Source organism: Geomicrobium sp. JCM 19055 (genome assembly GCF_000698185.1).
GTDB classification, from domain to species: Bacteria; Bacillota; Bacilli; order Bacillales; family Marinococcaceae; genus Geomicrobium_A; species Geomicrobium_A sediminis.
Map to the genome: position 1 here is coordinate 83,367 of NZ_BAXL01000019.1, position 19,266 is coordinate 102,632.

The window sequence follows — 19,266 nt, forward strand, 5'->3', positions numbered from 1 at the left end:
TAATTTTAACTAAAAAGGAGTTCATACAAATGAAGATTACAAAGGTAGTAGATGCGAAAGGAATGGCATGCCCGATGCCAATCGTAAAGGCGAAAAAAGAAATGAAGCAGTTAGAAACAGGAGACATTCTTGAAGTACAAGCAACCGATCAAGGTGCGTTAAAGGACTTCGAGGCATGGGCGAAGTCAACAGGCCATGAGTTGTTACAAGCAAAGGAAGCGGACGGGGTTTTAACGTTCCACATAAAGAAAGGAGAATAATAGGCGATGGAAGAGGGGCACATCGTTGTCCCTTTTCTCATCAGTAAGGGGAACGTCGTGGATATTCTTTTTATCATAACCATTTTTCTAATCGGTTTTATCGGCTCATTCATTTCTGGCATGGTAGGTGTTGGGGGCTCGATTATTAAATATCCGATGCTTCTATTCATCCCTCCGCTATTGGGATTTGCGACATTTACAGCACATGAGGTTGCCGGAATTAGCGCAGTTCAAGTGTTTTTCGCGACAATTGCGGGTGTGTGGGCGTATCGGGGAACCGGCTATTTGCACAAGCAATTGATTGTTTATATGGGAGCTAGCATTTTACTTGGAAGCTTTATCGGAGCATTTGCTTCTAATCTTCTTCAAGAAAGCGCCGTGAATGTTGTCTATGCCGTACTCGCGACAATTGCGGCAATCATGATGTTCTTACCAAAAAAACAACTGCCAGACCAGCCTGCACAACACATTACATTTCATAAAGGACTGGCTGCAAGCTTATCATTTGTCGTAGGTGTAGCATCTGGAATTGTAGGAGCAGCAGGGTCGTTCTTGCTCGTTCCAATTATGCTAACCGTATTAAAGCTCCCCACTCGTGTAACGATCGCAACCTCGTTAGCGGTAATGTTTATCTCATCCATCGGATCTACGGTCGGAAAAGTTGCAACAGATCAAGTCCTTTATGGGCCTGCAATTGTAATGATTATAGCAAGTGTTATTTCGGCGCCATTCGGAGCAAAGCTCGGCCAAAAGATGAATACAAAAATATTGAAATGGATCCTTGCTATACTCATTCTTGCATCCTCACTACAAATTTGGTGGGATATATTGCGTGGTTTGTTGTGAAGATGAAGGCATGTTTCTATAGAAGAAGCATGTCTTTTAATTCTATTAGTTGAAAACCGAATAATTCGTGACCTAACAAGCACCCTCGATCATCGGATACATACATTACGATTAAAACGGTGAAAGGTTTGATGTTCGTGTATTATGTACCATGCATGTATCCATATGCGTATTATCCATCTATGCCAACCCAAAATTATCGGCAGATGCCTACTCAATCATACGCACATTCAAGTCATTCATATCTAAATGAAAGACAGTATGAGAACTCTGATTATGGTAAAGAACCAATTGTCTTCAATATCGATCAAGCAACCTATCAAAATGAAACATTTCGAACAGCAATCTGGACAGGTGATCATTTACAAGTAACATTAATGAGCATTCATCCTGGTGAGGATATCGGTTTAGAAATGCACCCTAATGTTGATCAGTTTCTTAAAGTTGAGCAAGGGCAAGGCATAGTACAGATGGGAGAGAGTGAGAACAACTTACCGATTGAAAGTCTGGCTGGTGAAGGATCAGCTATTCTGATTCCGGCGAGAACTTGGCACAATGTTACAAATACCGGTCAATCGCCATTAAAACTATACTCAATTTATGCCCCTCCAAATCATCCATTCGGGACGGTTCATGAATCGAAAGCAGATGCACTTGCTGCAGAAGACCATGAGAATAATGAGTCGTAACATTTGAAACAAGAATTATAACTAATTGAGGGCTGCCAACTTCAATGGTAGTCCTTTCATTATGGTAAGGATGAGTGAATGAGCGCATATTCTGAGGAAAGAAAGTTCTTCGATAGTTATTAATCAAAATAAATTGATTAATTAAGTTTTGTTTGTTATTGTTAAGTTATCCAATTGTTAACTGGAGGTACAATCGTGCAACAATCCTATGCAACAGTAAGCGTTGAAGTACTTGAAATGTATAAGCAGAAGTTTAAGGCTTTAGCAGATACGAAACGACTGCACCTATTGAACGTTCTTAGTAATAAAGGTGAAACTTGTGTTTGTGACTTAACAGATGAGTTGGAACTTCCCCAATCTAAGCTATCGTACCACTTAAAGGTCTTGATGGATGCAGGCTTATTAATGAAAGAGACACGAGGTACGTGGAGTTATTACAGTATTAACGAGGAAGAAATCGATCAACTATTATCGGAACAACTATGCTGCGTGTTAAAACCATCCAAGTGATGGTTTTACATATCTATTATTAATCAAAAAGAATTGATGAAAGGGTGTTGTAAATGATTCGCGTACACATTGGATTAAATGTAAGTAATTTGAAAGAGAGTCGAGAGTTTTATGAGAAGTTATTTGGATCATCTCCAAGCAAGTTAAAAGGGGACTATGTAAAGTTTTTACCGAAGGAAGTGGCAATTAATTTGACGTTAAGCGAGGTGTTGTCTGTAACTGGTAATCAAGTCAATCATTTTGGTATACAAGTTCCTTCAAAAGTAGACCTGTTACAACATAAAGAACGTCTAGAGCACGTTGGTTTTTTTGCTCGTGAAGAAATGGATACGACATGTTGTTATTCACTTCAAGATAAGTTCTGGGTAACAGATCCAGATGGTAATGAATGGGAGTATTTTTATACGAAGCAAGATACGGAAATTCGAGACGAGGACTCAACGTGTTGTACTGCGTAAAGTGACTATTCTTTTAACTTAATAGCACAAAATCGGGCGCTCTGTTTCTCAAATAGCGTCCTTTTTTTGTGATTGAGCTCATCGTGACTTCAGATACACCTCTGCTCACATACTGCTCGTAATGTGAGCAGAATCAAGGTGAAAACAATGATTTACGGTTCTTCTGATCACATAAAGATGATTCTACTCACATACTGCTCATAATGTGAGCAGAATCAAGGTGAAAACGACGATTTATGTTTCTTCTGATTACATAAGCAGCAGTTCTCGTATTACGAAGCGGACCGATTTAATGTCCTCGATTCTATTTTAGGTCAGTCTGTACGATCCAAGTAACGTTGTTCGTAACCGTCGGCTCTCTCACTGTATCTTCAGAATGGATTTTCGCAGAATGAGTAATGCTGTCGCCAGGTGAATTTAAGTTCAGATCATGTGCAGTCCTTCGCATTCTCTTAACGACTTCGCCTTTATCTTCAAGTTGACTTTGATACGTAGAATAAGTAACGATCTCCCGAGTCTCGATAGACCCCCTAGTAAAGCCATTTACGAATTCCTGTAAAGTACGTATAGGTTGTGAAACGCTCGGCATGGCTCTTCGAATAAAATAGTTTGGAAGGTCACTTGAAAAAGGATCAAACCGTTTCTTCTCTTGGCCAATTTGTAAATTCTGCTCAAAGAACACAGTTCTTTCAGATGGAATAGATTTAGTGCTTGCATATTCGATCACTTGATTCGGAGCAAATGCTTGGACGACTCTGACAGTGTCAGTGGACTGATCATACGCCATAATGACCCCATCAGATAGTAGCAATGTAGACCGATGTTCACTAACACTAGCTCCGTCACGCCAATCCATAACTGCGCGATTACCGTGGAAAAAGCTTACTTGCAACAAGTATTGATCAGAACTCTGACGGGTTCCATACATCATGTAGCCATGATCACCAGTTAAATTTTGAGACCAGGCGCGATTTAATGTGAACGTAGATGAATCTAAGTGCTCGTAATCATTAATATCTATGGGACCAGAAGTTAGGGTGTTCAAATCAGCGATTAATTGTTCCATATCGTCTTTTTGTCCCTGTTGGAATTCTTGATGTTCAGTTTCAGCATTCTCGTCCTGAAATTCTGCTGTAGCATAAGAAGAACTTTGGTCTTCTTGCAGTTCGGAGTCAATAAGGGCGTTGTAAAGCGCCATATTGTTGTCTTCTAATTTGGTTTCAAGCGAAACCGTATTTCCTTCCTCTAGATCTTCAATGATTAGATGGAGTGTATTAGTCTCTCCCCGAATATAAAATTGTAAAATAGTATACTTCGTATTCGCTGTATGTACATCTCCAATTGCGTTCTCGGAAAGGATTCCTTCACCATAAGGACTAAGGTTTCCCTTAATGTCTAGAATGTGATCTTCATTGAATTTTAATTGCCCCTCTACCATGATTGTTTCATGTACCTGATAAAAATCTAACTCGATTAATTCAATCGTCGGTTTGACGGGCGACGAAGAGGCACTAAGTTCAATGGTGTCAGCGTGTAGCTGGTCGTGATCATTTGCTTCAAGAGGCTGAGGCATAAAAAAAGAGCTAACGAAAAGAAATGCAACAAGTAACTTCCTCTTCAACATGACCACTCCTTTACACGTTTGAATGACTACATAAAATACCCTAGAGTAATGTACTACGAAGATCAAGAAGATTAGAAAAGTTAATAGAATTGTAAAACAACTTAAACTGCATACAGCGTCCTCTTGCGCTTTCATTCGAAGTGTTTTAGATTCCATTTTTTTAGTGAATAGACTATTGACCATATTTAAATGTAGAGGGGAGAATGTCACATGAGAAAATCGTCATTACTCATTGGTATGTCACTTTTGCTTGTTGCTTGTAATGCTGATGAAGAAGGTAATGCAACGAGTGATCAAGAACAACCCCAAAGTTCAGAGAATATTGAAGGGGAATCAGACCCGTTTGCAGAAGAAGTTGTTCAGCGAGCGGCTATGTTTTTTTGACGATTTAGACGGACTGTATTTTGAAGTAGAAGGGCAGCTGGATGTTTCGGTTGATCGTGATGGAAACGTGATATCGGATGGTGAAAACATTACAATGCTTGAGAAGCATTGGCACTATATGAAAGACGATGAGTATTGTAATCGCTTTCAAATCGATACCATTCAAGAAACAGAAGAAAACGGTGAATCAAAGGTTGAAGAAGAACCGACTAGTTATACGTTTACAGACGTAGACGACCCAGAGTATCAGTTTGACTATAACGAAGGTGACGAGTCGGCGATTCATTATGAAGTCGATCGTGTGGAAGAGATTGAATCCATACCTGGAGCAGCCCCGCATGAGCGACGATTAGAGGAGTCCGTGTTGACATACCTTGGTGAAGAAGAAGTAAACGGATATCAAACGTATGTCGTACAGTCAGTAGATGAAGACATGGAAACGACACATTGGTACGATCAAGACACGTATTATGAGGTGCAATCGGAAACTGTTATTTCAAGAGATGATAAAAATAACGTGGAGACAATTAGTATAATTACGGTTCTTGATTTTGAAAAAAAATCCTGAGTTCGAAGAATCCTTATTTACAGTACCTGCTGAAGTGGAAGTCGTTGAAGGTGATATGATGGATACCGTTGGCGATGAATAAAGGATGTTAACGACCGTTAGGGAAGTCTTGGGGTCAGTAATTAACTCCATAAAGCAATGGAGTAGCGATTTTGAATTCTTTTTATAGGAGGAAGTAATATGAGGCACATCACAGGATTGTATATCATCATGACAAGTATTTTCTTTCTAAATTATACGAGTATATTTCTATTGAATAATAATTACTCGGGTATTATTGGTTGGATCACAGGCATTCTCTTTTTAGTTGGAACCGTGTATTTTGTCGCTGCAAAGAGAGAGCGTTTGACTGGATAGGTATAGGGATTTTCTCTGCATTAAGAATTGTATGGAAAGCAAGGTGAGTGACATGGAACCTTCCGAAGTTCATGAAGCGGTCATCATAGCCCCTGCAGAACTTAATTTTCTAGTCTATTGCCATAAAATAATTAACAATAAATCTTTTCCATTTTTGAATCATATCCATATGGAAGAAGATCAAAAAGCGTCAGCACTTGAAGTAATAAGAATTGAATGGGATGTCGTATGTTCTCAAATTGCTGAGAGAAATGAGTATGTAATGGAGAGCCATTACATTTATGCTGCCGCAACCAGAATATTTCCAGGCTGTCGTGATGAAAGTGTACAAGAAGTGATTCATTCCTTTGAAGCATTTTGGTTCCATCTTCCGGGTTTTGGATATCAAGGTGTCTTGCAAGATTTAATGGTAGCGTTTATGGATCGTATAGCTCTACACACAAATACTGACAACGTAATTATAGCGTTGTTCGATGAACCTGAATTCATTGAAACAAAAAAAGGTTGGAAGATTTGGCGAGATCGTTCCGATTACATCGTACCTTTAAGACGTAGGGAGAGACGGTATGGAGTACAACAAACAAAACAGAACAGAACAATACGTACAGACCGATTGTATTTAAGAGTCTTTGAAAAAAGCGATGCACAATCTGTTCAAGCTTTATGTAATAACAAGAACATATACAAGAGCACACTGTACTTACCGTATCCATACGCCTTAAGCGATGCGTTGCGATGGATTGAAACTCACAAAAAGAATTTCGATGACAATCGATCCTATGAATTTGCGGTTACAGATCGGGAAAGTGGAACGTTGTACGGTGCAATTTCTTTATCGAATAATCAAAGATTTAATCATGGTGAACTAGCTTATTGGATCGGTGAAGAGCATTGGGGAAACGGCTACGGGACTGAAGCGGCACGAGCAATGGTTGAATTTGCATTCGAAGAAAAGAAGTTGCATAAAGTATTCGCCCGTTTCTTCAAGTCAAACCCGGCTTCAGGTGCAATTATGCAAAAAATAGGAATGGAGCAAGAAGGTGTATTAAAAGACCAAGTGGTCAAAGATGGTAGATATGAAGATTTAATTCATTATGGAATCATCAATCCTGATCAAGAGTAACAAAGATTTTCATAGGCTATTAGAATAAGTCTATTGGTAAAGTGGTCTTAACAATTAGTGAGGCGTTATTTTAAGGTACATTATTTTCAATACCAGTCATCATTGCAATTGTTATTGCCAAACCTTCGTATTTAAGCTTTGTCATTAGTGGACTTTATTTATTGGTTTTTGGTTACTGTTCTTTTCTATTTTTGTTCTTTTCTTTTCAAGATCTGAATCAAGGGATTATAGGAATGGTGATTTTACTAATTACATTTCCTATTAGTTTGTTATTCATCCTAATCGGTGCAATTTTAGCAGTGCGAAAAAGTAATTAAAAGTTAGATAGATTTGTTTGGGTTAACCTGCTGCATAATGATGCAAAAACGACCAATGACCGAGTGCGGATGTGAGGCGAACATAAAAAGCCTAGGAGATCCGCACCGATAAATTTAAAGATTGTGATAAAATGTGTAATAAAGATAGAGCTTGAAGGAGGCATTTTAGAGTTTATGATTCTGATTTGCCTTGATAAGAGCGAATTTTGTATAAATATAAGCAGAGTTCGCTGTCGCACTCCATGTGAGTGCGTGGATTGAAATCAGTAATTTACCAGCCTAATGTAGCGCATGTTTGTCGCACTCCGTATGAGTGCGTGGAGTGAAATCCAGTTGAAGCTTAAACAGGGCGCTGATGTTTTTTTACAAAACTTTAGAAAAGCTAACGGGTTTAAATTAAGTCATTTAGTAAATGTTGATCCTCTCAATTTTGGCGAAAGAATCTATGCATAATAACTGTATCGCGTTTTTTTATACAAAAGATCATAAGCATTTAAAATTGCCTCTTCCAGCGCCTTTCTCATTTTGTATCCAATGTTTTTTTTAATGTATCTATAATACTATGATATGATTGTAAATTTTAAACTATACCTAATTTGATGAAAGGCGTGTCTGTTTGACTTCTTCTAAGCCCATTAGCAAAATTGTCTATTTCGATGAATCTTCTGCTTTAGATATGTTGGATATGCACCATGATGGACGCACTGAGAAACTTATTAAAGATATCATAGACAAGTCTAAAAATATGGGGTTTCAAGCCGATGGTGGTGGCACTGCATCGTTTCTTCAATTCTTTAAGCTTGGCGCGTCAGCACATGCTGGTGCAAGTAGAGACTCCAATAACGTAGTTACGAAAAATATCACCAATACCATCCTTACTGACTTTATTGACTTAATTGCAAAAGGTAAATTTTCGAGTTTGAAAGAAATCAAGGATTATAAGTTGTTTATAGAAAATAACTCTGCAGCTTTTCTAAAATCAATAAGTCCATTTATAAAACTTCTTAATAGTACTATAACTAATCCTGGAGAAATAGAGTTAGACCCACAAAAATTTGATGATGTACTTCTCGAGGCTAAGGGATACTATGAATTATTAGGTACATACCATGGCGATAATAGTGAAAAAGATACTCAATTAATCTGCCGGTTTAACTTAGACGGATTGCGTAACAATTATAAACTTCAGGATTTACAAAGAATGAATATGATATTGTATGGAATTGAAGTAGGTACCGCCTCAGCAACAGATCTCAGTTTTGAAAATGATTTCAGCATGGATAGCCCTGATGCTCATGACAAAACAAACCCTCTGCCTGTATCTACTGATCAAATTAACGAAGAACATGAATCAGACCATCAATCAAATCCAAATAACAATGAGATTAAGATTTATGACATAATAATTGCGGGTATAAAAAATGAGTAGCGTGCTATATTTGTACCAAGGTCCAACACATAGATTTAATTACATCATCCAAGAGCATTCTGAAAATGATCTTATCAGTTTCTCTGATGTTTTATTTGAATCACCATACATTACTGATATTGAGCAAACAATCAAAAATTACAGTAAAGCTGATTTGTATTTTAATGCTGATATATTCTCGACAGTAGCTGAACACCTAATTCCGAATCTACCTGAGTTAATATCTAGATTATACGATGGAAATTATCTGGGGAAAATTTTTATACAAAATGCACCAACTTTACTCATCAAAAACCTCAAGGAAACTTTTGATGATCAAGATATTTATGAAGAAACGCACAAACATAGACCCATTTGCAGGGAAGATATACCTGCTATATACGAAGAATTAAATAAAGCTATTCTTGGCCAAGAAAGAGCTATTAAACAGTTAATGACGCCGCTGTTTCCTTTAATTCAAGATAATCAAGAGCAAAAACCTATTGTAGTAATGCTTTACGGTCCACCTGGAGTTGGAAAAACAGAAACAGCAAAAACTATTCATTCACATTGTGCTGGTGATGATAATGTATTTCGGCTTCAACTATCAAATTTTAAAAACAATGAGTTTCTAAAATATATGTCAGGGGGCAAAGTATCTGAGCCTTCTCTTGCAAGAGATCTTCAAAAAAAAGAACATCAAATATCATCCTTCTAGATGAATTCAACCAATGCCCTTATGAACTCCACTCAGTTTTCTTACAGATGTTTGATGAGAATTTCTATCAAGATAAAAACTATATTGTCGATTTAACAAATACTATATTTCTTTGTACAGCAAACTATAAATCTAAACAAGAGATAGCAAAAAGTCTCAGCCCTCCAATGGTCTCAAGATTTAGTGATTATGTGAAATATGAACCTTTGTCTTCCGGAGCAAAGCGTGAAATTGTCAACAAAAGATACTATCATTATTATGACCTTGTTTCTGATGATGACAGAAAGATCATAGATGCTAGAGATTTACTTACAGACCTTGAGCGCTTTGTTGAAGACAACCATTTGGATTTTAGAGGAATCGATAATACAATCAAGGGAAAGATTTCTAGAATTCTACTAGATGAGTTATTAAAAACTACAGACTAAAAGATGTAACCCGTTTGCGTATATACAAACGGGTTACATCTTCACTCAAAAGAAAGCCAAAGGTCAAATTTCTTTCCAATGTTACCAACTTTAATATCTTCCCTTGCAACAATCCAATTCGTAATCATGTAAATCCAGTAGCCTGCTTGAGCCTCTTTACTCAGCACAATATTTTTATTTTCATATTCCCTCAATATCTCTATCTGCTCGTCATACTCCTCAGAGGTGAGAAACTTCAGATACAACCTACCCAATCGACGATGTGTTTGCATGTAATCCACGGTCAAAACTGCCTGAATGATTTCATAATCACCCATCTCTTCCTCATAGAACAAATACAATAATTTTTCACCCATAACAATCCCTCCCTACTATTTAGATCGCTTCAAGAACTGAAAAAAGAGGGTGAGAAAACAAATATTTTATTATTGTTCATGATCGTTTTACGTTCAGTGTTTCCCTCGTCCATACCAGAATCTTCGAAAATTGTATATTTCGTTTAAATGGAGCCACCTTCTTGGATGAAATAAGCATCCTTCTCGGTGAAAGTGAACCACTTTATCGGAGTGGGAACCGGAGGGGAAGTCTTTAATGTATTTCCGGTGGTTGGAGTTAACCCCAACCACTGGAAATACATCTCGCTGGCTCGATTCTATGATGTTGTCCTAAAATCGAGCCAGCGATGCCCGTGCAGTTTTGTCATGTTTTATTCGATCTCTGTTATGAGTGGGAGTCCTTTCTCATCAGTCAGTTGACCATCAAACCCACTACTGTGTAATGCCATGACGTTCTCGCATCGACACTTGTCCATCAATGAAAAGCGTATAAGAATCATGAACAATGCGGTCCATGATCGCATCCGCAAGGGTAGACTCTCCAATTCGTTCATACCATCCTTCTGGTGAGAACTGGGAGCAGAAGATGGTAGAAGCTGTTTGATGTCTGCTCTCAATGATTTCAAGGAGATCTCTTTCTTGAATGCCTTCTAAAGGGGATAACAACCATTCATCTAAAATGAGTAAATCAACCTTTTTGTATTTTTTTGATGACTTTTTTTGAATGTTCCGTTATTTAGTGCCGCAACTAGTTCTTCTAACAAATCAGGAAGCCGAATGTATTTCACTTTATACATTTTTCGGCAAGCAGAAACGCCCATTACACTGGCCAAGTAAGATTTCCCATTCCCGGATGCCCCTAATAGGATAAGGTTACGGTTGTCTTGGATGTATTGGCACTCGGACAAACGGAGGATCATTGACTTATCGAGCTTTCGGTCGGGATGATATTCAATATCTTCCACGCAAGAATGATTGTAACGGAAATCAGCGTTCTTGATGAGGTGGTCCAATTTATTGTTTTTTTTCGCTTCGAATATTCAACGTTGACGAGTAAATTAAATCGGTCTTCAAAAGATAGGTTTTAGTAATCCGTATTTGAAAGCTGATTCATATAAGTTTCCGCCATCGCAGTGAGTCTCATCTCATTTAATTTTGTGATTGTATTGTCATTTGTCATGATCTTTTCCCTCCAAAATAGTTTGCACCTCTAGTGAAGCTGTGGGAGCTGGACGGTTTTTCATTGGCTTGCTGGATGATTGCTTCCGTCCCATGTTTTAGAATCGTCTTAATGCTGTTTAATTTTGGCACAGGAGAATAGAGCAGTGCTTGTTGGCAGGCATCTTCGAACCGTTTCAAAGAATGACGTTCCGAAAGCTTAATCATTCCCATACAAACCTTTTGCGCTTGACGCTCAACGGAATAGGATTGAAATGTCGCCTTCAACGACTCTTCTTGTATGTTCACCGTTTAGGGGCCGGTATAGCAGAAAATTCAAATGATATTTATATCAGAAATAGATCCCATGCTTTTCCTGACTTAATTAAAAAAATGGAGAAGGTAGGGGTGTTGAAATAAAAATAGCATTAGAAAAAAATAAACCGAAAGGTCATCTATCAAAAGGTAAGTCAGGTTATTATCTAACTTTTAGATATGTTCTAACTGATTCTCAAGGTAATTTCGATAAAAATAATAGAGGTGATACTGTTTCAATTTGGGAGGTTAAATGTGGGCATCTTAGGGAGGAAGACTTTGCTGAGAGTAATACTGACGGAGACTCTGGTAAAACAGCTACCATAAAAACCGATATACTTAATAATCTTCCATTAATATATTTTGATCCTAAGATCGTTCCCTATAAGCATTCAGAATTAAAACCATACGTCGGTTTTAATTCTGAATCAATTACATAAGAACCCCTCAGTAATAAACTGAAGGGTTCTTGATCACACTCTTAAGTATTTTATGGTTTCTAAAGTAATTTTATTGCATTTATAAAAATAAAAAACCGCAATAGAATGCACCTTGTGCAATGTACTCTATTGCGGTTATAGACCAACTCAACAATGGTAAGGATGAGGTCAACAACCCACTCATACCATATGACTGAAATACAAAATTCTGCATGAATTTCCTCAATAAAGGGTATTGCTCTAGAAGAAGCAGAAGCTGCGATTGAATTGAGGTGCAGGAAGGTCATGGATGCTAAAGAAAGCATTAAACGAGAGTTAAATAAGTATTATCGTCGAAGAATTGCTTTGATGCAGGCGGTTGATTTGATTGACAACTATTGTAATGAGCTGGAAGAGGAGCTTAGTTTCTTCTTAGAATTTGCGGATGATGATTTGTATTTTAATCAAGATAAAGACATTGGTAGTTGGAACATCGAAATCCCTGTGAGGCGTTCGATTTCAATTAAGTTAAGAATTGAAGATCACGAGGAACCGTTGAATGCGAAATACATCGATGTTATTGTGACGGTTGATGAGAACAGAATTTTTAAAGATGTGCTGTATTATGACCCAGATCGTAGTGAAGACCGCTATATCTCTGAAACGACTGGCGAAGAAATTTGTAACGATCTCTTGAACAAGTACTTTAAGATTCTTCAAAACGAACAGACGGCAAGGCAGATCTTAGAACGGTATAGTGACAAACAGCTATAAATTGTACGGATGGGTGCTGAGGGCTTTGAGAACGTGATGATGTTCTTAAGGTCTTCTTTAATTTATAAAACCATCGTTGTTTTAAACGTGACCCTATCGCAAATTGATAAAGGAGTGAGCCGTATGCCTTGGACAATGGACAATTACCCGTCATCACTCAAGAATCTTGATAAAGCGGTGCGCAAGAAGGCGATTGAAATTAGCAATGCGCTTGTTCAAGATGGCTACGATGAAGGTGAAGCGATTCCAATTGCAACCTCCCAAGCAAAAGAATGGGTTTCCAACGCAACAAAAAAAGGAACGAGAAGATTTTTTTACAACATGCAACGACCTCTCCGAGCAGTACAACATCGTCAAACAGGCCAGAGTTACTCGATCGTCCTTTATTTGTAACAGCTAACGAGGAAGGTAACTGGGTCGTCCAAACTGAAGGAGCGAAACAGCCTGCCTACGTGTTCAATAAGAAAGAAGATGCAGTGAAGCGAGCAAAGGAGATTGCGAACAACAAGCAAACTCAGTTAATTATCCATCGCAAAGACGATACGGTTGAAGAGAAAATCAATTATGAGAAGTAGTCACTTAGATATCTGTTTTAAAAGTGAAAAGGTCACCACCATCGTTGTGACCTTTTTTGTCGTGCCTATTGCTATACATAGAGATATAAACCGACAAACGCGGCGATTAAATGGGGAAAAGTAAATAGAAAAAGCGATGTTGCCCAGGAGGATTTCGTGTTACGGGTCGATTGATCTTCTTGAAAGTGATTCGGATCGTTTCTCCATTGAAAGGTTCCTAGAAGTAATCCAGAGACGAGTAGGCCGCCGACGCCTATGATTGCTGTGATGATGAGGAAGAGTTCTGCAGAGGTAATTAGCCATGAGGTTAGAAAAGCAACGATGAGTAAAAGAAAACCGAGTAAGAAGGATTTCATGTTCCTACCATTCCTTTCCATTTACTCTTAATATTCCCGCTGAAGGGGTATGCTTAAACGAGTTAAAATAAGAAGAAAGACTGTAAGGGTTGCGATCACTGATTTTACGGTAGCCGTTTATGACAGAAGCTGATTATAATGAGTGAGGGAGGGAACGCGATGAACATAACGACCAATGGCTGGGTACACCAGCTTATGCGACAACTTGGAATGAAAAACGAACAATTGCAAAAAGAATTGTCTTTATACCAAACGGCATTAGAACATTCCTATGAAGGCATTATCGTCGTAGACCCTGACGGTTATATCATTTCGGTGAATGAGACGTATGCGTCTTTTATAAATAAAGTTCCAGATGACGTGCGTGGCAAGCACGTGACGGAAGTTGTAGAGAATACGAGAATGCATCTTGTAGCCAAAACGGGCTACCCAGAAGTGGCGAACGTGCAAGAGATTAATGGTCATCAGATGATTGCGAATCGAATTCCAATCGTGTTGGACGGAGAAGTCGTTGCGGTTGTTGGGAAGATCATGTTCCAAGATCTTGATGATTTGTTTAAAATGAATTCGCAATTCCAAGAACTCATCAAGCAGTCTTCGTTATTTGATACACCACATGAACAGTTAAAAGCTAAATATGCGTTCCAGCAAATTGCAGGTCAAGATGACAAAATCGTCAAGACGAGAAAGATGGCCAAAAAAGCGGCTAAAACGGATACGACGATTCTAATCGAAGGGGAGAGTGGGACAGGGAAAGAGTTGTTTGCCCATGCGATTCATCGTGAGAGTCGGCGCGCGAACGGGCCTTTCGTGCGACTTCATTGTGCGGCGATCCCAGAGTCATTGTTCGAGTCGGAGTTATTCGGTTATAAAGAAGGCTCGTTTACTGGAGCGAAGCAAAGTGGCAAAGTTGGAAAAATTGCATTAGCGCATCGTGGCACGTTATTTCTTGATGAGGTGAGTGAGATGCCACTTGCGATGCAAGTCAAGTTGCTTCGCGTGCTGCAAGAAAAGGAGATTGAACCGATTGGAGGCGTGGCGCCAGAAGCGGTTGACGTTCGAATTATTGCCGCTACGAACCGGCCCCTTGAAGCACTTGTGAAACAAGGAAGTTTCCGAGCGGATTTATATTATCGTCTTTATGTCATGCCGCTACGAATTCCTCCTTTGCGTGAACGTCTCGAAGATTTCGGAACACTTGCTCATTCTCTATTGCGAGAGTTAGAACGAGAGATGGGAATTGACGTAGCGGGTCTGACAACTCAAGCGGAAGGGAAGCTTAAGAAACACGAGTGGCCAGGGAACATTCGAGAATTACGAAATGTACTTGAGCGAGCCATGATTCGCAAGGAAGATGAATGGATTGAGTCTGGTGATATCGACTTTTCATTCGCGCTTACTGAATCGGTCGCAAATGATGAGTCACTTCAAGAGACGATTGAACGTGTCGAGCGTGAACGAATTGAAGAAGCGTTGAAGCATGAAGATGGCGATGCACAACGTGCAGCAAAACGATTAGGAATCGGGAAATCTAGTTTTTATGCAAAGCGTTCCAAGTACGATATTCCGTAAAAATGGAACGCTTTCCGGATTTGAGGAAGAAAAAGTAGAGTCGTTTACGGTAAAACCTTGTCACATCGACCTCTAAATATTGGCACACTTCTTGCAATAAATAATGTAATCGCTTACAAAAGAAGTTTTAGGAGGGTTTAAGGTGATTTTTAGCTTAATCGGTTTAATTGGGGGATTAACGCTGTTGATCGTTCTCACGATGCGTGGCTGGAATTTATTAATTTCAACGCCATTGTGTGCATTGTTCATGGCTGTATTAAATGGTATTCCACTGTTCCCGCAATTGGTAGCAGAAGGGGATCCGAACCTTGTAGGAAACTATATGACTGGATTTTCGAACTTTGTTGGTCAGTGGTTCTTAATGTTCTTGCTTGGTTCAATGTTTGGAAAAGTTATGGAAGATGCCAGAGCGGCGGATAGTGTTTCGAAGTTTGTTGTCGATAAGCTTGGTGTAAAGTATGCTATTGCCGCGATTGTCGCAGCGTGTGCCATCTTAACATATGGTGGTGTAAGCTTGTTCGTTGTTGGTTTCTCTGTCTTTCCTTTGGCGCTTAGCTTGTTCCGTCAAGCGAACTTACCGAGACGATTTATTCCGGCAACGCTTGCATTTGGTTCTGTAACGTTTACGATGACGTCTGCGGGATCTCCAGAAATCCAAAACTGGATTCCGATGCCTTTTCTTGGCACATCACCGTATGCAGGTTGGGAAGTAAGTTTGATTGTTGCAATCTTTATGATTTTCTTTGGTTATTACTTACTCAAATGGATGATCAACCGTGCGGTTAAAAAGGGTGAAGCGTTTGATGAGCGCCCTGGCGATCCTGAACCGACGAATGAAGATTTACCAAATCCATTTTTATCAGCCATTCCATTAGTTGTCGTGCTCGTCATTTCATTTTTGTTCCACGATACACTTGAGCACTCAGCATTAATTATTGCTTTGGCGAGTGGTATTTTTGCTACGTGGATTTTAAACCGTAAATACTTAACGGATGTATGGGGTTCTGCTTCTAAAGGAACAATCGGTGCACTTCTTGCGATTACAAATACGGCAGCAGTTGTTGGTTTCGGTGCTGTTGCACAAGCGACACCTGCGTTTTCTGCAGCTGTTGATATTGTTACGGGTTATGAAGGTAGCCCACTAGTTGGTGCGGCTGTAGCCGTCGGAATTATCGCGGGTCTGACAGGATCCTCTTCAGGTGGTCAACAAATTGCCTTGCCACTCATTGCTCCTCATTACTTGGATGCAGGAGTCAATCCTGAAGCACTTCACCGTGTTGTTGCGATTTCATCAGGTGCACTCGATACACTTCCTCACGGTGGGTACGTTGTAACGACGATTCGAGCGATTTGTGGTGAGTCACACCGTGTGGCATATGGTCCACTTGCGATGGTAACCGTACTCGTACCAGTAATTGGTGTAATCTTAGCCATCTTCTTATTCTCATTAGGACTAGGAATCTAAGAAATATAGAAAGAAAGAGACGTGACAGTGATGACAGAATTACAAGGACGTGTAGCCTTTATTACAGGGGCTGCAAACGGATTAGGATTAGAGATTGCGAGAACTTATGCACAAGCAGGAGCGAAAGTCGTGCTTAGTGATATGAACGAAGACGCAATCAAGACACGAGTAACTGAATTTGAAAATGCCGGTCACGACGTGATCGGTGTTGTGTGCAACGTGCAAAGTGAAGAAGACATTAAACGAGCAGTCGCACAAACGATGGAGCAATACGGTCAATTAGACATCCTCGTGAACAATGCCGGTATGCAGTACGTGTCTCCAGTAGAAGACTTCCCAACGGAGACGTTTGAACGCATGATCGACATTATGTTGACTGGGCCGTTCCGCTTGATTAAAGAAGTGTTTTCAATCATGAAGGAACAACAATACGGCCGTGTGATTAACATGGCGTCCATTAACGGTCTCATTGGCTATGCAGGAAAATCAGCATACAACAGTGCAAAGCACGGCTTAATCGGTTTGACGAAGGTGTCCGCTCTAGAAGGGGCGGCTCACGGCATTACAGTCAATGCACTTTGCCCAGGCTATGTTCGTACCGACCTTGTCCAAAAGCAGTTGAATGATCTTTCAGAGGAACGGAATGTGAGTGAAGAGCAAGTATTAGAAGACGTCTTCTACCCATTAATTCCGCAAAAGCGTCTCCTTGAGACCGAAGAGATTGCACATTACGCGTTATTCTTAGCGCGAGAACAGTCGAAAGGCATTACAGGCCAAGCCAATGCCATTGATGGAGGCTATACAGTTCAATAATGTTGAAACGGTCAGCTTGCTGACCGTTTCTTCACGATAAGAGGAGAGTAATACAATGAAAAAAAGTTACGGTCATCGGTTCTGGCGTAATGGGACATGGGATCGCACAACGCGTGGCTCAGGCAAAGGTACCGGTTGTGTTGTTTGATATCAATGAAGAATCGTTAGTGAAAGCGAAGTCATTAATTGAAAGCAATTTAACGATGCAAGTGGATGAACAAGTACTCGGTGTGCAAGAGAAAGAAGAAGCACTTACGTTTCTTGATATGTCTACAAATTTGGAAGCGTCCGTTCAAGGTACTGAGCTTGTCATTGAGGCAATCTCGGAGAAGTTGGAGCTAAAACATGGATTGTATCGCTCACTTGAATCGCTCGTCTCAAAGGAGACTGTGATTGCCTCAAACACATCAACGTTTTCAATGAAAGACCTGACGGAAGGGGCAAAGCACCCGGAGCGATTTGTCGTTACCCATTTCTTTAATCCTGCACAGTTTGTGCCGCTCGTTGAAGTCGTTAAAGGAGCTCAAACGACAGAGCATGTTGTGGATGAAACGATGGCGTTCATGAAGCAGATTGGTAAGAGCCCAATCTTACTTAATAAAGACATTCCTGGGTTTGTTGCTAATCGACTGCAAGCAGCGTTAGTAAGAGAAGCGTTTTATCTTCTAGAAGAAGGCGTTGCGGACGCTAGAAGTATTGATCTTGCAGTAACGGATGGTCCTGGATTCCGTTGGGGATTTGCTGGGCCGCTTGAGACGGCTGATTTTGGTGGGTTGGACATTTGGAAAAGTGTCGTTGAGAACTTAGCACCTACGCTATCCGAAAACACGAAAGTCCCTGATTTCATCCAAACGGCGATTGATGAAGGGAACCTCGGTACGAAGACAACCGAAGGCATTTATTCGTATTCGAGCGATATCATTCAAGACCGCTTAGTGGAGCGAGATCAATATCTTATGCATTTAGGAAAACTAAAACAATCAACGTAAATGAAGAGCTTCCTAAACAGGGTGATTAGGGTTTCAAAAGACCTCTGCTGTCACACCATAGGAATTCAAAGTGGATGAACTGATTGTATTGCTTAGACAATCTGTTTAATTTGCTTTTACAAATAGAGTTTGTATGAAAAAGTGGATTTTTGTGGCAAGGCGCCCGCGGCAAGCATAGCCGCAGGAGCCGCTTCTCTCTTTGAAAGTATGTTTGATTCGCTCAAAAACTCAGCGTCACGAAAAGAGACCGCTGAAAAACAGCGTTTTGCTACTGAAAGACCAAAGTAATTAAAAAAAATGGATGTTTATCACTATATTTAAAAGACCTGAGGATTGGGCGGTTTCTTACTCGAGTTGGTGCTTGAGTTCATGGTTCTTGGCGATGAATCACCGCCTCCTCCGGTGCCATCTCTAGAAAATACTTAAACGACATATCATATTTCGATCGACAAGGTTAACGTCAGACAACGGATAGATAATCTTTAACAGTAAGTATTTAATCATTCGTAGGGAGACGATGACGGAACGCAAGTAAGTCAATATTTACGTTGATTCTAGTTCCTCATATGTGAACGAAAAATCAATAAGTTACTCATTATTCTTAATTATGGTCTGTTGGAACAACTACATCGTAAAGGTCAGCATACTCATTACGTGGAGGAGACGGATGACGCTGAATCATGAATAACACCGCTTTTTTTGGGTTTTTTATTTTTATGACCTTTGTGCGTCAATGAACTATTCTTTTAACGAACATACTTGATTGGAACGGAAGGCGGTGACGCCTGCGGAAAAAGGGGCGAGT

The 19,266-nt window shown here is 39.7% G+C and carries 25 protein-coding genes; 19 read left to right on the forward strand and 6 right to left on the reverse strand.

The window, feature by feature from the left end; genetic code table 11:
• Positions 1-29 precede the first annotated feature (29 nt).
• From JCM19055_RS16630 to JCM19055_RS16650, 5 genes are all read left to right on the forward strand, one after another.
• Positions 30-260: a sulfurtransferase TusA family protein gene (locus JCM19055_RS16630; RefSeq protein WP_042360516.1), complete on the forward strand. Its 231-nt coding sequence runs from the start codon at positions 30-32 to the stop codon at positions 258-260.
• A 6-nt stretch (positions 261-266) separates the two neighbouring features.
• Complete coding sequence (locus tag JCM19055_RS16635; protein ID WP_042360517.1) at positions 267-1,106, forward strand: sulfite exporter TauE/SafE family protein; 840 nt, start codon at positions 267-269, stop codon at positions 1,104-1,106.
• A 137-nt stretch (positions 1,107-1,243) separates the two neighbouring features.
• Entirely contained in the window at positions 1,244-1,795 is a 552-nt protein-coding gene (locus JCM19055_RS16640; RefSeq protein WP_042360533.1) for a cupin domain-containing protein, read from the forward strand.
• Positions 1,796-2,032: 237 nt separating this feature from the next.
• Positions 2,033-2,305, forward strand: a complete 273-nt coding sequence (locus JCM19055_RS16645) for a metalloregulator ArsR/SmtB family transcription factor (protein WP_042360534.1) — start codon at positions 2,033-2,035, stop codon at positions 2,303-2,305.
• A 53-nt stretch (positions 2,306-2,358) separates the two neighbouring features.
• Positions 2,359-2,763, forward strand: a complete 405-nt coding sequence (locus tag JCM19055_RS16650; RefSeq protein WP_042360518.1) for an ArsI/CadI family heavy metal resistance metalloenzyme — start codon at positions 2,359-2,361, stop codon at positions 2,761-2,763.
• A 304-nt stretch (positions 2,764-3,067) separates the two neighbouring features.
• On the opposite strand, the gene JCM19055_RS16655 is transcribed toward JCM19055_RS16650, so the two are convergent.
• The gene (locus JCM19055_RS16655) at positions 3,068-4,384 is read right to left on the reverse strand and encodes a hypothetical protein (protein ID WP_265182280.1); all 1,317 of its coding nucleotides are present in this window, start codon (positions 4,382-4,384) and stop codon (positions 3,068-3,070) included.
• Positions 4,385-4,597: 213 nt separating this feature from the next.
• Between JCM19055_RS16655 and JCM19055_RS27570 the strand changes: the two genes are divergently transcribed.
• The 7 genes from JCM19055_RS27570 to JCM19055_RS16680 all read left to right on the forward strand — a co-directional run bounded on the left by JCM19055_RS27570 (position 4,598) and on the right by JCM19055_RS16680 (position 9,690).
• Positions 4,598-4,771 carry a hypothetical protein gene (locus JCM19055_RS27570; protein ID WP_193745477.1) on the forward strand — a complete coding sequence of 58 codons (174 nt, stop codon included), beginning with the start codon at positions 4,598-4,600 and terminating at the stop codon, positions 4,769-4,771.
• Positions 4,731-5,339, forward strand: a complete 609-nt coding sequence (locus JCM19055_RS16660; protein WP_152549938.1) for a hypothetical protein — start codon at positions 4,731-4,733, stop codon at positions 5,337-5,339. Before JCM19055_RS27570 ends, JCM19055_RS16660 begins: the two co-directional genes overlap by 41 nt.
• Before the next feature lie 180 nt (positions 5,340-5,519).
• Positions 5,520-5,696 (forward strand): hypothetical protein, encoded by a 177-nt coding sequence (locus JCM19055_RS27575; protein ID WP_193745478.1) that lies wholly within the window; start codon positions 5,520-5,522, stop codon positions 5,694-5,696.
• Positions 5,697-6,231: 535 nt separating this feature from the next.
• Positions 6,232-6,819: a GNAT family N-acetyltransferase gene (locus JCM19055_RS16665; RefSeq protein ID WP_042360535.1), complete on the forward strand. Its 588-nt coding sequence runs from the start codon at positions 6,232-6,234 to the stop codon at positions 6,817-6,819.
• Between the two features lie 933 nt (positions 6,820-7,752).
• A complete protein-coding gene (locus JCM19055_RS16670; protein WP_042360521.1) occupies positions 7,753-8,565 on the forward strand; it encodes a DUF6414 family protein in 813 nt (270 codons plus the stop codon).
• The gene (locus JCM19055_RS16675) at positions 8,558-9,262 is read left to right on the forward strand and encodes an AAA family ATPase (RefSeq protein ID WP_042360522.1); all 705 of its coding nucleotides are present in this window, start codon (positions 8,558-8,560) and stop codon (positions 9,260-9,262) included. Before JCM19055_RS16670 ends, JCM19055_RS16675 begins: the two co-directional genes overlap by 8 nt.
• Complete coding sequence (locus JCM19055_RS16680) at positions 9,253-9,690, forward strand: hypothetical protein (RefSeq protein ID WP_370543191.1); 438 nt, start codon at positions 9,253-9,255, stop codon at positions 9,688-9,690. Before JCM19055_RS16675 ends, JCM19055_RS16680 begins: the two co-directional genes overlap by 10 nt.
• A 41-nt stretch (positions 9,691-9,731) precedes the next feature.
• Here JCM19055_RS16680 and JCM19055_RS16685 read toward each other — a convergent pair whose 3' ends face one another.
• The 4 genes from JCM19055_RS16685 to JCM19055_RS16695 form a co-directional block, all read right to left on the reverse strand.
• Positions 9,732-10,046 carry a hypothetical protein gene (locus JCM19055_RS16685; RefSeq protein WP_042360524.1) on the reverse strand — a complete coding sequence of 105 codons (315 nt, stop codon included), beginning with the start codon at positions 10,044-10,046 and terminating at the stop codon, positions 9,732-9,734.
• Positions 10,047-10,457: 411 nt separating this feature from the next.
• Positions 10,458-10,691, reverse strand: coding sequence for an ATP-binding protein (locus tag JCM19055_RS32100; RefSeq protein WP_370543189.1), 234 nt, complete (start codon positions 10,689-10,691; stop codon positions 10,458-10,460).
• 8 nt (positions 10,692-10,699) lie between these two features.
• Complete coding sequence (locus JCM19055_RS32105; protein WP_370543190.1) at positions 10,700-11,038, reverse strand: ATP-binding protein; 339 nt, start codon at positions 11,036-11,038, stop codon at positions 10,700-10,702.
• A gap of 163 nt (positions 11,039-11,201) precedes the next feature.
• Positions 11,202-11,492: a hypothetical protein gene (locus tag JCM19055_RS16695; protein WP_152549939.1), complete on the reverse strand. Its 291-nt coding sequence runs from the start codon at positions 11,490-11,492 to the stop codon at positions 11,202-11,204.
• 731 nt (positions 11,493-12,223) lie between these two features.
• Between JCM19055_RS16695 and JCM19055_RS16700 the strand changes: the two genes are divergently transcribed.
• The 3 genes from JCM19055_RS16700 to JCM19055_RS30165 all read left to right on the forward strand — a co-directional run bounded on the left by JCM19055_RS16700 (position 12,224) and on the right by JCM19055_RS30165 (position 13,266).
• Positions 12,224-12,691, forward strand: a complete 468-nt coding sequence (locus JCM19055_RS16700; protein ID WP_042360526.1) for a hypothetical protein — start codon at positions 12,224-12,226, stop codon at positions 12,689-12,691.
• Positions 12,692-12,814: 123 nt separating this feature from the next.
• Positions 12,815-13,084 carry a DUF2188 domain-containing protein gene (locus JCM19055_RS30160; protein WP_265182281.1) on the forward strand — a complete coding sequence of 90 codons (270 nt, stop codon included), beginning with the start codon at positions 12,815-12,817 and terminating at the stop codon, positions 13,082-13,084.
• Positions 13,000-13,266, forward strand: coding sequence for a DUF2188 domain-containing protein (locus JCM19055_RS30165; protein ID WP_265182287.1), 267 nt, complete (start codon positions 13,000-13,002; stop codon positions 13,264-13,266). The genes JCM19055_RS30160 and JCM19055_RS30165 overlap by 85 nt, the downstream gene beginning before the upstream one ends.
• Positions 13,267-13,337: 71 nt before the next feature.
• Here the strand turns inward: JCM19055_RS30165 and JCM19055_RS26610 are convergent, their stop codons facing one another.
• Positions 13,338-13,622 carry a DUF5316 family protein gene (locus JCM19055_RS26610; RefSeq protein ID WP_042360528.1) on the reverse strand — a complete coding sequence of 95 codons (285 nt, stop codon included), beginning with the start codon at positions 13,620-13,622 and terminating at the stop codon, positions 13,338-13,340.
• 159 nt (positions 13,623-13,781) lie between these two features.
• On the opposite strand from JCM19055_RS26610, the gene JCM19055_RS16715 reads away from it, so the two are divergent.
• The 4 genes from JCM19055_RS16715 to JCM19055_RS16730 all read left to right on the forward strand — a co-directional run bounded on the left by JCM19055_RS16715 (position 13,782) and on the right by JCM19055_RS16730 (position 18,461).
• The gene (locus JCM19055_RS16715; RefSeq protein WP_265182282.1) at positions 13,782-15,194 is read left to right on the forward strand and encodes a sigma-54-dependent Fis family transcriptional regulator; all 1,413 of its coding nucleotides are present in this window, start codon (positions 13,782-13,784) and stop codon (positions 15,192-15,194) included.
• A 145-nt stretch (positions 15,195-15,339) separates the two neighbouring features.
• On the forward strand, positions 15,340-16,659 hold the full coding sequence (locus JCM19055_RS16720) for a GntP family permease (protein WP_152549942.1): 1,320 nt from the start codon (positions 15,340-15,342) through the stop codon (positions 16,657-16,659).
• 30 nt (positions 16,660-16,689) lie between these two features.
• Positions 16,690-17,472 (forward strand): 3-hydroxybutyrate dehydrogenase, encoded by a 783-nt coding sequence (locus tag JCM19055_RS16725; RefSeq protein ID WP_042360538.1) that lies wholly within the window; start codon positions 16,690-16,692, stop codon positions 17,470-17,472.
• Positions 17,473-17,546: 74 nt separating this feature from the next.
• Positions 17,547-18,461: a 3-hydroxyacyl-CoA dehydrogenase family protein gene (locus JCM19055_RS16730; RefSeq protein ID WP_265182288.1), complete on the forward strand. Its 915-nt coding sequence runs from the start codon at positions 17,547-17,549 to the stop codon at positions 18,459-18,461.
• Positions 18,462-19,266 lie beyond the last annotated feature (805 nt).

Coding starts and splice junctions, on each gene's coding strand:
- JCM19055_RS16630 (WP_042360516.1), top strand. CDS start 30: ATGAAGATTACAAAGGTAGTAGATGCGAAAGGAATGGCATGCCCGATG.
- JCM19055_RS16635 (WP_042360517.1), top strand. CDS start 267: ATGGAAGAGGGGCACATCGTTGTCCCTTTTCTCATCAGTAAGGGGAAC.
- JCM19055_RS16645 (WP_042360534.1), top strand. CDS start 2,033: ATGTATAAGCAGAAGTTTAAGGCTTTAGCAGATACGAAACGACTGCAC.
- JCM19055_RS16650 (WP_042360518.1), top strand. CDS start 2,359: ATGATTCGCGTACACATTGGATTAAATGTAAGTAATTTGAAAGAGAGT.
- JCM19055_RS27570 (WP_193745477.1), top strand. CDS start 4,598: ATGAGAAAATCGTCATTACTCATTGGTATGTCACTTTTGCTTGTTGCT.
- JCM19055_RS27575 (WP_193745478.1), top strand. CDS start 5,520: ATGAGGCACATCACAGGATTGTATATCATCATGACAAGTATTTTCTTT.
- JCM19055_RS16675 (WP_042360522.1), top strand. CDS start 8,558: ATGAGTAGCGTGCTATATTTGTACCAAGGTCCAACACATAGATTTAAT.
- JCM19055_RS16685 (WP_042360524.1), bottom strand. CDS start 10,046: ATGGGTGAAAAATTATTGTATTTGTTCTATGAGGAAGAGATGGGTGAT.
- JCM19055_RS16700 (WP_042360526.1), top strand. CDS start 12,224: ATGGATGCTAAAGAAAGCATTAAACGAGAGTTAAATAAGTATTATCGT.
- JCM19055_RS30160 (WP_265182281.1), top strand. CDS start 12,815: ATGCCTTGGACAATGGACAATTACCCGTCATCACTCAAGAATCTTGAT.
- JCM19055_RS26610 (WP_042360528.1), bottom strand. CDS start 13,622: ATGAAATCCTTCTTACTCGGTTTTCTTTTACTCATCGTTGCTTTTCTA.
- JCM19055_RS16715 (WP_265182282.1), top strand. CDS start 13,782: ATGAACATAACGACCAATGGCTGGGTACACCAGCTTATGCGACAACTT.
- JCM19055_RS16725 (WP_042360538.1), top strand. CDS start 16,690: ATGACAGAATTACAAGGACGTGTAGCCTTTATTACAGGGGCTGCAAAC.